The organism is Verrucomicrobiia bacterium (assembly GCA_019634625.1).
GTDB lineage: Bacteria > Verrucomicrobiota > Verrucomicrobiia > Limisphaerales > CAIMTB01 > CAIMTB01.
The window spans coordinates 1-11,341 of record JAHCBA010000083.1 but is presented as its reverse complement, the minus strand read 5'-3'; the positions used below and the strand labels follow the sequence as shown (position 1 = coordinate 11,341).

The following is an 11,341-nucleotide window of genomic DNA, read 5'->3' as shown; positions in this document are numbered from 1 at the left end:
AACGAGACCAACGGGGAGGAGGCATGGTCGGTCTACTGGGCGGAGTTCATCCGGGAACGGGCGCGGGTGGCGGGGGTCGAGGTCCATCTCACGGAGATGTGGGATGACTGGAACCTGCAGGGGGCGCATCACCGGCGGACGTTCGATCATCCGGAGCGGTACGCCTTTGTGGATGTCTCACAGAACAACCATCAGACTGGGCAACGGCACTGGGACCAGTTCCAGTGGGCACGGGAGTATCTGGCGGGGAGGCCACGACCGATCAACACGGTGAAGACCTACGGGGCGGACGGGGGGCGGTTCGGGAATGACCGGGACGGTCTCGAGCGGTGGTGGCGGCATCTGATTGGCGGGGCGGCGGCGGTGAGGTTTCACCGGCCGGATTCCGGGCTTGGATTCTCGGCGCCGGCCGAGGCGTCGATACGGGCGGGTCGCAAGCTGGAATCGCTGGTGCGGCTGTGGGAGGTGGAGGCGGCCAACGGGCTGCTGGGCGAGCGAGGCGCCAACGAGGCGTACCTGGCAGCCCGACCGGGGGTGGCCTATGCGATGTACTTTCCGGATGGAGGGGCGGTGACCCTGGACTTGCGCGGAGCGGAGGGGACGTTCGTGGTGCGATGGATCGACATTGGCCGGGGCGATTGGGGGCCGCGCGGCGAGGTGGCCGGGGGCGACTGGCGTCCGATCGTTGCACCCGGCCCGGGACATTGGGGGGTGGCACTGGTGCGGCCGGGAGGTGGTTGACAGCCCGGAGGCCGTCGGGGATTGGCGAATCCCGGGATGAAGGCAGGGAATCGAGATCCGAGACGACCTCGGTGACACCCGTCCGGTCGGCGAACTCCCGGGGCGGATTGCCCGGGTGGTCTCGGCCCGGACCACGCATTCCGGGCGAACCGAAGATCGAGACCGGGCGGTGGGCGCCGGAGCGGCACCGGGAGGTTCGCGTCTATTTCATCTTTCTCAGTCCAAGTCCGAGCATGGCCAATCGACCGGCACCGGGTCGGAACACGCCCTCCCGGGCGACCTTCACCTCCTCGACGGAGTAGAAGGCGTTCGGATTCCACCGGTTGATCAGGGCGACCAGGTCGTTGAGGTCGCTGCGATCAATGACGGAGAACAGCATTTTCACCGATCCCTTGCTGCCGCTGCCGTCCACCACGGTCAGCCCGAATTCGCGCTCGCGAAGAGCGGCAATGAGCGGTTCCGCATTCCGGGTGCAGACAACGCGGACAATCACCCGCCCGATGGAGATTTTTTCCTCCAAAGTCATTCCGAGATAATTGCCCAGGGCAAACCCCGTGCCGTAGGCGATCGTGCAGACGGGATTGTCGATATGTTTGAGAATCTGGCTCACGGCGAGCAGCCAGATGATGGACTCGAAGAACCCGACCAGGGGTGCGAGATACTTGTTGCCCTTGGCAACAAAGACCACGCGTAGAGTTCCCAGTGACTGATCCGCCATGCGTGCCAGCATGATCGCGATCGGTATGACAACCCAGGTGTACCACCAGGAGTCGCTTCCTTGAAGTAACGCATCCATATCTCGATTCGTTCCTGTCCGGATCCGTGGGGACGGTCGAATGTCCCGAGGGATGCCGGACACCTCCTGGTGTTCCGGGCCATCCGGTTCCGGAAAACGGAAGGCGGCTGGATTAGGGCACGCCAGTTCCGGTGTCTTCAATGGCATTTGCGCGGACTTTGCACACGGGGGTTGTTTCCATGGATCGCCACCGGTCGAACCGATCCGGACTTTCTGTCGGCCTGGAGCACGCGAACACAACGGACGACCATCCTTGGGGATGATGGCAAAGACCGTGTCGGGGTCGCACTCGGAATCGGTATCGACAGGAGCCCGGAAGGTTCGCGCACGGCCGGAGTTCGTTCCGGATCGATTCCGATTCCGATGCCGATCCCGATGCCGATCCCGATCCCGATCCCGACGGTCCCCTCGTCGTATCCCTCGACCGATCGAATCTCCGACAACATGGAGATGCGCCCCGGTGGGGGCTTTCGATTTCGCGGCGATGGACGGGGGCACCGCAACTTGCATACAGTCCCGGTGTACCCGGTGCTTACTCATGAAATCGCCAAGTCCCAGGGGTCCGCGACACGCGGCGGATCGTCCCGTTGAAGTCCCGAAGCAGTCTGGTTCGGGGAAGCGTCCCAGCCGGGACGCGACGCGCCGGGGCAGGGAGACGGCCGCGGTGGGATCAGGGAAGGAGACGGAACGTGCGTCGATCCAGGGCGCGACGGCGGACGGCGACGACGGCGGGAACGGGACGCCAGCGGCGCCGAGGAAGGCGGTGTCCGCGGGGCGGCGGGACAGCTACGATGGGGACACGGCGTACCGGCTTTACCTGAGGGAGATTGGTGAGGTGGCATTGCTGACCCCGGCGGAGGAGATCGAACTGGCGGCGCGGATCAAGGCGGGGGATCGCAAGGCGCGGGACCACATGATCAAGGCGAACCTGCGGCTGGTGGTGAAGATCGCCCACGATTACGAGCGGTACGGGCTTCCGCTTCTGGACCTGATCAACGAGGGGAACATCGGGTTGATGAAGGCGGTCGAGCGGTTCGATCCCGCCAAGGGCGGGAAGCTTTCGACCTACGCGGCGTGGTGGATCAAGCAGGCGATCAAGCGGGCCCTGGCCAACCAGGGGAAGACCATCCGGCTGCCGGTGCACCTGGTGGACAAGATTGCCCGGATGCGGCGGGTGTCCGCGCAATTGGAGGATCTTTTCGGACGGGAACCGACCGATGAAGAACTCGGGGAGGAAATGGGGATCACGGCGGCGCGGGTGGCGCAGTGGCGTTCGGCGGCGATCCGCCCGGCGCAACTGGATGCCCCGATCGGCGACGACGAGGCCAATGCGTTGCGGGACATCGTGGCCGACGAGAAGCAGGCCACGCCGTACCGGGAACTGGAGGACAAGACGGTTCGCGAGATGCTGGAGAAGATGATCGTCACCCTGGATGTGCGGGAGCAGAGCATCCTGCGCCAGCGGTTCGGCTACGACGGGGGCGAAGGAAAGACTCTTGAGGAAATCGGGGTTCAGTACGGGGTGACCCGGGAGCGGATCCGGCAGATCGAGGCGGTGGCGCTCCGGAAGCTGCGCCGGATGATCGAGAAACTGGAGCGATCGACCAAGGCCCCAAAGTAGGGTCCGAAGTACGTCCGAACGGCGGCCGAGAGGGGGCGACGGCGGTTCGGAGGGCCGAGGTCCGCAAGTCCTCAGGAGATGGAGCCGGTGTTCGCCGGTCTTGTGGAACCCGGCCCTCCGGAGGGGAGTGTTCAGGGAGTGTTCGGGGAGTGTTCAGAGGCGGCCGTCGGTCACCGCGCCTTCGCTGGCCGAACTGACCAGGGCGGCGTACTTGGCGAGGACGCCCCGGGTGTAGCGGGGACGCGGCTGCTTCCAGCGGGCGAGGCGGGCCTTGAGATCGCGGGCGGGGATTCCAAGGGTGATCTCGCGGGACTCGGCGTCGATGGTGATCGGGTCGCCCTTCCGGACCACGGCGATCGGGCCGCCGTCGAAGGCCTCGGGGGTGACGTGGCCGATGACGAAGCCGTGGGAGCCGCCGCTGAACCGGCCGTCAGTGATGAGGGCGACGTCCTTGCCGAGGCCCTTGCCCATGATGGCGCCGGTGGGCGAGAGCATCTCGCGCATGCCGGGACCGCCCCGGGGTCCTTCGCCGCGGATGATGATGACGTGGCCCTTGCGGACCTTGCCGTCGAGGATGCCGCGGAGGGCGTCCTCCTCGCGTTCGAAGACGATGGCCCGGCCTTCGAAGCGGAGTCCTTCCTTGCCGCTGATCTTCCCCACGGCGCCGCCGGGGCAGAGGTTGCCGCGGAAGATGACGAGGTGGCTGGTGGGTTTGATGGGCTGGTCGAAGGAACGGATGATGTCCTGTCCCTTGGGATACCGCGGCGCGCCGCGGAGATTCTCGCGCATGGTCTTGCCGGTGACCGTCAGGCAGTCGCCGTGCAGGAGCTTCTCGTCGAGGAGCATCTTCATCAGGGGCACGGTGCCGCCGATCTCGACGAGGCGGGCCATGACATAGCGGCCGGAGGGTTTGAGGTCGGCGAGGACGGGGACGCGGCGTCCGACGCGGGTCCAGTCATCGAGGGTGAGCTTGACGCCGGCGGTATGGGCGGCGGCGATGAGGTGGAGGACCGCGTTGGTGGAGCCACCGAGGGCGATGACGAGGGTCATGGCGTTTTCGAAGGCCTCGCGGGAGAGGATATCGCTGGGGCGGATGCCACGGCGGAGGAGACTCAGGACGGCGGCGCCGGCGCGTTCGCAGTCGCGGGTCTTGTCATCGGAGAGGGCGGCCTGGGCGGAGGAATTGGGAAGGCTGAGTCCGAGGGCCTCGATGGCGCTGGCCATGGTGTTGGCGGTGTACATGCCGCCGCAGGCGCCCGCGCCCGGGATGGCGGTTTCGGCGATGGATTCGACCTCCTTGGGACCGTACACGCCGGCGGCGTTGCGGCCGACCGCCTCGAAGATGCTGACGATGTCCACATCCTCGCCCTGGTGTCTGCCCGGGAGGATCGTGCCGCCGTACACGAAGACCGAGGGCCGGTTGAGACGGGCCATGGCCATGACGCAGCCGGGCATGTTCTTGTCGCAGCCTCCGAGCGTGACGAAGCCATCGAAGCCCTGGCAACCGACGACGGTCTCGATGGAATCGGCGATGACCTCGCGGGAGACCATGGAGTACTTCATCCCCTCGGTGCCCATGGAGATGCCGTCCGAGATGGTGATGGTATTGAAGACCACCGCCTTGCCGCCGGCCTCATTGATTCCCTGGGCGACGCTCACGGCGAGCTGGTCGATGTGCATGTTGCACGGGGTGACCATGCTCCAGGTGGAGGCGACGCCGATCTGGGATTTCTTGAAGTCCTCGCGCTGGTAGCCGGTGCCGTAGAGCATGCCGCGGCTCGGGGCCCGCTCGATGCCGTCGAGGACGATCGAGGACCAGGCGCGTTCGAGGGACTTCGGGCGGCGGACGGACTTCTTCTTCATGTTGAACGGGGCCGCACTATGGGGGAGTTGCCCGGGGGCTCGTAATCAAAAAGTGATGCGGTTGAAGCAGCGGATTGGGAATGGCGAAGGGCGGATTCCCGACGGTGCATCCCAGAGTTGTGGGTGAGGAGGCAGCGAATCGGAGGGACGAGCTCCGCGAGTCCTCAACCCAACGCTCCGCACCGTGGCGGCCTCGTGGAACCCGGCCCTCCGAGGCGACGCTTCGCGAAGTTCGCGCCACTACCCACAACTCCGGGATGCACGGAATTCCCAACGATTCGCGATTCCCGATTCGCCTTTCAACGCCCGGGCAGCGAGGTGGCGGCGTAATCGGACAGGCCCTTTTCCTCGAGGATGCGGCCGATCATGGCGAGGGTGCGGTCGAGGGCGCCGCGGTTGGCGGAGACGACTTCGCGGGCGCGGCGGCCGAGGGTTTCGCGGGCCGTGGCATCGGAGAGGAGTTCGTCGAGGGTTTGTTCGAGCCCGGCGGGGTCGGGGACCTGTCGGATGGCTTCGGCCTCGAGGAAGCGGGGGAGGATGTCCGGGAAATTGCCCATGTGCGGGCCGCAGACGATGGGGCGTCCGGCGGCGGCGGGTTCGATGGGGTTTTGTCCACCGCGGCCGATCAGGCTCTTGCCGATGAAGACGACGGTGGCGTGGGGATAGAACTGGGCGAGTTCGCCGGTGCTGTTGACGAGGAGGCAGTCGGCGCTGCCGGGCTTGGGGGCATCGGTGAAGGTGATTTCGCTGCGGACCATGTAGCGGACGCCGCGGCGGTCGAGCTGGCCGCCGATGGAGCGGCTCCGCTCGAAGTGGCGGGGGACGAGGACAAGGTAGAGGGTGGGATGGCGGGTTCGCAGACGGCGGAAGATCCCGGCCAGGAGGGCCTCCTCGCCTTCGTGGGTGCTGCCAGCGAGCAGGATGGGGGCGCCTTCGGGGGCGCCGGCGTGGCGGAGGATGCGGGGGACATCGACCGGGCGGGACTGGGTGGCCGGGGGCGGTTCGAACTTGAGGCTGCCGACGGGGTGGACGGATTCGGAACGGCAGCCGAGCTGGACGAGTCGGGAGGCGTCGCGTGGGCTCTGGGTGGTGACGGCGGCGAGGCCGCGGAAGAGGTCGCGGAAGAGGAATCCGAACCGGCGGTAGCGGGGGAACGAACGGTCGGAGATGCGGGCGTTGACGAGGGCGACGGGGACGTTCCGGCGTCGGGCGTGCCAGAGGAAGTTGGGCCAGAGTTCGGCCTCGATGAGAACGACGGCGGACGGGTGGAGGATGGCGAAGGCGCGTCGGACCCAGGGCCGTCGGTCGATGGGGTAGTAGACTTTCTCGACGGTGGCGGGGAGTTTGCGACGGAGTTCGCCCATGCCGGTGGTGGTGGTGGTGGAGACGACGAACTTGAGGTGGGGCCACTGGCGTTCGAGGGCCTGGACGAGGAGGATTGCGAGGTTGGCCTCGCCGACACTGACTCCATGGAGCCAGACGACGCGGCGGTTGGTGAGGGCCTGCTTGGTGCGGGACGAGTAGGCTCCGAAGCGTTCCCGGAATCCGTCCGCCCATCCGCCCCGGCGCCAGAGGCGAAAGAAATAGAACGGGGCGCTCAGGAGGAAGCCGAGCACGAAGACCAGGTTGTAGAGGGTGCGCATGAACGACGAACTCCCGTGGAGGACGATGCGGGAGCGGGACGGTTACGGCCAGTCGAACCCTGGGGTTGCGCGGGATTGAGCGCGGGCTCCGTTTCGGTAGGCTCCGGGGGTCATGATCACGCGGCTCAACCGGGCGGAGATGCTGGACCTCTACTTCATGGATGCGCGGTGCAAACTGATCGAAATCGCGGCTTTTCTCGACCGGGTGGAGCGGGCGCCGGGGGAGGCGGATTTCCGCTGGCACGCCTTCCGGGAGGCGATGCGGCACCTGGAGGGTGCGGGAACGGACCGGGCCGAGCGCGTGCTGCTGGCGTTGAGCGATCCGACGACGGAGCCGATTGCGAAGGCGCCGGGAAAAGGGGCGGTGGGGGCGTGGCCGGGGGACGATGCGGCGCGGGGTGGAGCGTGAATCGGCGGGGCGGGTCGCGACGGGCCGGGCAGGCGTGGAAAGGGTCCCTTCCAAGGACGATTCGGGGAGGGGCGGAAGGGGGGTGCCGGGTGAAGATTGGCGTTGACAGGGGGAGGGGTGTATGGCCCGGACCGGCTTTTGCCTTGCGAAACCCCCTCGCTTTCTGATACTTCACGCGCCGCATGGCTGCCATCGGACGGTTTCAGCGGGGGGAAGAAATCTTCTACGCCAAGGTGGTGGACGGCGAGCTTTTCAAGCTCAAGGGCGACGTGTTCGGCTCGCCGTCGTTCGAGAAGAAGGCGACCCCGGCGAAGGGGTTGAAGCTGCTGACGCCGGTGGCCCCTTCCAAGGTGATCGCGGTGGGATTGAACTACGCGGACCATGCGCGGGAATCGGGGAAGGAACTGCCGAAGGAGCCGCTGTTCTGGTTCAAGGCGCCGACCTCGCTGATCCCGGACGGTGCCAAGATTGAGATTCCGTTTGCGACCCACCGGGTGGATTTCGAGGCGGAACTGGCGGTGGTGATCGGGCGGCGGGTGCGGAATGTGACGCCGGCGGCGGCGGCCCGGTACATTTTCGGGTACACGGCGGCGCAGGATGTGAGCGACCGGACCATTCAAAACGCGGAGAGCCAGTGGGCGCGGGCGAAGTCGTTCGACACGTTCACGCCGCTGGGACCGTACATCGAGACCAAGATCGACCCGCACGATCTTTCCATCCAGCTCTTCCAGAACGGCCAGCTGCGGCAGAACTCGAACACCAGCCAGCTCATCTTCAATTCCTACGATCTCGTGAGTTTCATCTCGACCAACATGACACTGCTGCCCGGGGACGTGATTCTGACGGGGACTCCGAGCGGCGTGGGGCCGATCCAAAGCGGGGACCGGCTCGAGGTGCGGATCCAGAACCTCGCTCCGCTGGTGAACATGGTGAAGTGAGGTCAAGGACCGCCTATGCGTTGGACACAGTCGTTGATTCCCACCCTCAAGGAGGCGCCGGCGGACGCGGAGATTCCGTCGCACCGGCTGCTGCTGCGGGCGGGGTTGTGCCGCAAGGTGACCGGGGGGCTCTACACCTTCTGCCCGTTGGGCCTGCGGGTGCTGCGCAAGATCGAGGGCCTGGTGCGGGAGGAGATGGACCGGGCCGGAGCGCTCGAAGTGCTGATGCCCGCCCTGCAGCCGCCAGAATTGTGGCAGCGCTCGGGCCGGTACGAGACCGCTGGCGATGTCCTGTACAAGGCGCGGGACCGGGCGCAGAAGGAATGGGTGCTCAGCCCCACAGCCGAGGAGGTGATCACCACCTTGGCGGCGGGGGAGGTGAATTCCTACCGGCAACTGCCGCTGAACTTCTACCAGATCAGCGTGAAGTTCCGGGACGAGATCCGGCCCCGCTTCGGGCTCATGCGGGCGAAGGAGTTCATCATGAAGGATGCCTACTCGTTCGATGTGAGCGACGAGGCGGCGATGGCCAGTTACCGGCGGATGTATGAGGCCTACACCCGGATCTTTGCACGCTGCGGTCTCCGGGCCGTGGCGGTGGAGGCGGACACCGGCGTGATCGGGGGGAACTACTCGCACGAGTTCATGGTCCCGGCCGAGACGGGCGAGAATGAGGTGGTGTACTGCGAATCGGGGGAGTACGCGGCCAACCTCGAGAAGGCCGTCAGCCGCGGCCCGGCCCTGCCGACGCCGACCGCTTCGACCGGGACCGCAACGGAACAGTTCGCGACGCCCGGGGTGGTGACCATCGAGGGATTGACGGCAGCCCCCTACCACGTCGAGGCGCACGCCCAGATCAAGACACTGGTCCATGTGGCGCAGGGTGCGCCGGTGCTGGTGCTGGTCCGTGGTGACGACACCTTGAACGAGGCGAAGCTGGCCGGGGCCTTGGGAACCACGGTGTTCCGTCCGGCCACCTCGGACGAGATCCACGCGGCGCTGGGGGCGCATCCGGGAAGCCTGGGGGCGGTGACATCCACCCTGACACGGTCGCAGCCACGGGTGTTGGCGGACGAGCAGTTGCGCGGCGCCTGCGGCATGACCACGGGGGCGAACGAGGATGGTTTCCACCTGCGCCACGTGGATGTGGAACGGGATCTCCGGGTGGACGTCTGGGCGGATTTGCGCACCGTGCGTGCCGGGGAGGCGTGCGTGCGGACGGGGCAGCCGCTGAAGCTCCAGCGGGCGATCGAAGTGGGCCATGTGTTCAAGCTGGGGACCCGGTACAGCGAGGCGCTGGAATCGTCGTTCCTCGACGCCGAGGGGAGGCGTCAGCCGACGGTCATGGGATGCTACGGGATCGGCGTCACACGGACTCTTCAAGCCATCATCGAGCAGTCGCACGATCGCGACGGGATCGTGTGGCCCATGAGCGTCGCGCCGTACGAGGTGCTTCTGACGCCGCTGGGCGCTGCGGGGAGCATCACCATGACGGTGGCCGAGGAATTGTACCGGGACCTGACCGCGGCCGGGATCGAGGTGTTGCTGGATGACCGGGACGAACGGCCTGGCGTGAAGTTCAAGGACGCGGACCTGATCGGGATCCCGTTGCGGGTGGGCATCGGGGAGAAGTCCCTGGCCAAGGGGGAAATCGAGTTGAAGCCGCGTGGCGGAGCGATGGAGGCGGTGAAGCGGGAGGAGGCCGTGGCGCGGATCGTGGCGCACGTGCGGGAGACGCTGGCCCGTTTGAAGCCTGAGCCCTGAGGTTTGAAGGCGGTGCGCGGGAAGGAATCAGGCGGGTCGGGTTGGGGGCTGTTGGATTTCGGCGAGGAGGCGACGAAGTTGGTCGTGGAATTCCTCGGCGACAATGTAGCCGAGGCACTGGGGGGCTCCACAGCGGCAGGGGTAGTCACGCCATTCGGCGAGATCGTAGCCGTAGTTGAAGGTGAGTTCCTCGCCGGGCGCGATGTCGCGCCGCGCATGGATCCAGATGCGCAGATCGTCGTCCATCTGTGCCTCGCAGTTCGGATCGCAACTGTGATTGAGGAACCGCGCCGGATTGGCAGGAACGCTGCCGTCCAGGTCCCACGTGTCGTCGAGGGTGAAGATGAAGGGGTTGCCGCCCTCGCAACGAGTGGCGGATTCGGCCTTGGAGATGCGCTCGCCGGTGTACTCAGCGATCAACGTGCCGGCAGGGACGGCGCACCGTGCAAAGGCGCCGTCGCCATGGATGCCGGAGTGGCGAACCAGGAAGTATGCGTTGATCGTCCCGGTGGTGTCGGGTTCGGTCGCGCTAAGGAGGGGATCCATGGAATGTCCGTGCGGGGGCAAACCACGCCAGAGAAGCGAACGCCCGGCAAGCCTTGGCGAAGCACCAAGTCATCATGCCGTGCATTCCCGAGTTGTAGGAAGAGGTGCGAGCTTCGACGAGCGCGGCATCGGAGGGCCGGGTTCCGCGAGGCCGCAATGGTGGGGTGCCTTGGGTTGCGGACTCGCAGGGTTCATCCTTCCGATTCGCTGCCTCGTTGGAGCCCGTCTGAAAACTGGAAGGGGCCCTGCAACGAGGGGTTTTGGTCCGGCAGTCGCGGGACGGCGAGGCCGGCGCATCCCCGCAGCGGGCTGTAACGGTCGGGTCAACGCAGGCCCAGGCCGATAGGACGGTCGCCCAAAGGGTTGTCGCGGAAAAGGCCGGCTGGCTTCGTTGCTCTCCGGTCATCCCGCGGCCGCGGGACTGGCGGGTAGGCTCCCTCGTCGCACCCATACCTCGGCGCGCTGCGGACTATCCCCAACACAGGGCAGTGGGGAACGGCGGTTGCATGTCCACGCTTTGGCGTGCCGTGGCTTGTGCAACTGGAGCGGGGAACTGGGTCGTGAGGGTGGCCGGCTGAGGCCGGGATACCGAACGGTGGAGCACCGGACAGGTGGATCCACTCGGTGACTTCGACTCAGACGAAGCCACTTACCCCACCGCATCGACACGGAGATCCCGCAGCACAGTGAGCCCCGGGATTGGGGCGCCTCGAATGATCCGCGCGCCGCTCTTGCGCCGCTTGCCGAACTTGTCCCGGTGCCGCTCCCACATCTGGTCCACAAACTCCTTCGAGCCCAGGAACACTCCGTCGGTCATGTGCCGGATTCGCAGCCGCAGGATCTGGCCCAGCGGCAGCTCGCCACCCCGCGCCAATTCCGCCCGGATCGCCTCCGGATCCAACACCCGCTTGTCGCTCCGTCCCGACGTCCCGCCAATCACATAGAGGGCCAGGCGATATTCTGCTGACGCCGCGCTCCAGTCGGAGGTCCCCAAAAAGCCCATGATTCCACGGCGGATGA

10 protein-coding genes are annotated in these 11,341 nt (G+C 66.5%); 5 read left to right on the top strand and 5 right to left on the bottom strand.

The features are described 5' to 3' along the window. Positions 1–741: hypothetical protein (locus KF833_24220; protein MBX3748424.1), on the top strand; the 741-nt coding region annotated here is incomplete at its 5' end. 202 nt (positions 742–943) lie between these two features. Here the strand turns inward: KF833_24220 and KF833_24215 are convergent. After that, positions 944–1,537: a DUF2179 domain-containing protein gene (locus KF833_24215; protein ID MBX3748423.1), complete on the bottom strand. Its 594-nt coding sequence runs from the start codon at positions 1,535–1,537 to the stop codon at positions 944–946. Between the two features lie 538 nt (positions 1,538–2,075). Between KF833_24215 and KF833_24210 the strand changes: the two genes are divergently transcribed. Continuing rightward, the gene (locus tag KF833_24210) at positions 2,076–3,158 is read left to right on the top strand and encodes an RNA polymerase sigma factor RpoD/SigA (protein MBX3748422.1); all 1,083 of its coding nucleotides are present in this window, start codon (positions 2,076–2,078) and stop codon (positions 3,156–3,158) included. 153 nt (positions 3,159–3,311) lie between these two features. Here the strand turns inward: KF833_24210 and ilvD are convergent, their stop codons facing one another. Beyond that, the gene (gene ilvD, locus KF833_24205) at positions 3,312–5,021 is read right to left on the bottom strand and encodes a dihydroxy-acid dehydratase (protein ID MBX3748421.1); all 1,710 of its coding nucleotides are present in this window, start codon (positions 5,019–5,021) and stop codon (positions 3,312–3,314) included. A gap of 299 nt (positions 5,022–5,320) precedes the next feature. Further along, entirely contained in the window at positions 5,321–6,664 is a 1,344-nt protein-coding gene (locus tag KF833_24200) for a 3-deoxy-D-manno-octulosonic acid transferase (GenBank protein MBX3748420.1), read from the bottom strand. A 157-nt stretch (positions 6,665–6,821) separates the two neighbouring features. Here KF833_24200 and KF833_24195 point away from each other — a divergent pair, with 157 nt between their 5' ends. The 3 genes from KF833_24195 to KF833_24185 all read left to right on the top strand — a co-directional run bounded on the left by KF833_24195 (position 6,822) and on the right by KF833_24185 (position 9,775). Next, positions 6,822–7,073, top strand: coding sequence for a hypothetical protein (locus KF833_24195; GenBank protein ID MBX3748419.1), 252 nt, complete (start codon positions 6,822–6,824; stop codon positions 7,071–7,073). 182 nt (positions 7,074–7,255) lie between these two features. After that, complete coding sequence (locus tag KF833_24190; protein MBX3748418.1) at positions 7,256–8,011, top strand: fumarylacetoacetate hydrolase family protein; 756 nt, start codon at positions 7,256–7,258, stop codon at positions 8,009–8,011. A gap of 15 nt (positions 8,012–8,026) precedes the next feature. Continuing rightward, positions 8,027–9,775: a proline--tRNA ligase gene (locus KF833_24185; GenBank protein MBX3748417.1), complete on the top strand. Its 1,749-nt coding sequence runs from the start codon at positions 8,027–8,029 to the stop codon at positions 9,773–9,775. 27 nt (positions 9,776–9,802) lie between these two features. On the opposite strand, the gene KF833_24180 is transcribed toward KF833_24185, so the two are convergent. After that, the gene (locus KF833_24180) at positions 9,803–10,321 is read right to left on the bottom strand and encodes an SET domain-containing protein-lysine N-methyltransferase (protein MBX3748416.1); all 519 of its coding nucleotides are present in this window, start codon (positions 10,319–10,321) and stop codon (positions 9,803–9,805) included. A 649-nt stretch (positions 10,322–10,970) separates the two neighbouring features. Further along, positions 10,971–11,341: hypothetical protein (locus KF833_24175; protein MBX3748415.1), on the bottom strand; the 371-nt coding region annotated here is incomplete at its 5' end.

Coding starts and splice junctions, on each gene's coding strand:
- KF833_24215 (MBX3748423.1), bottom strand. CDS start 1,537: ATGGATGCGTTACTTCAAGGAAGCGACTCCTGGTGGTACACCTGGGTT.
- KF833_24210 (MBX3748422.1), top strand. CDS start 2,076: ATGAAATCGCCAAGTCCCAGGGGTCCGCGACACGCGGCGGATCGTCCC.
- ilvD (MBX3748421.1), bottom strand. CDS start 5,021: ATGAAGAAGAAGTCCGTCCGCCGCCCGAAGTCCCTCGAACGCGCCTGG.
- KF833_24200 (MBX3748420.1), bottom strand. CDS start 6,664: ATGCGCACCCTCTACAACCTGGTCTTCGTGCTCGGCTTCCTCCTGAGC.
- KF833_24195 (MBX3748419.1), top strand. CDS start 6,822: ATGGATGCGCGGTGCAAACTGATCGAAATCGCGGCTTTTCTCGACCGG.
- KF833_24190 (MBX3748418.1), top strand. CDS start 7,256: ATGGCTGCCATCGGACGGTTTCAGCGGGGGGAAGAAATCTTCTACGCC.
- KF833_24185 (MBX3748417.1), top strand. CDS start 8,027: ATGCGTTGGACACAGTCGTTGATTCCCACCCTCAAGGAGGCGCCGGCG.
- KF833_24180 (MBX3748416.1), bottom strand. CDS start 10,321: ATGGATCCCCTCCTTAGCGCGACCGAACCCGACACCACCGGGACGATC.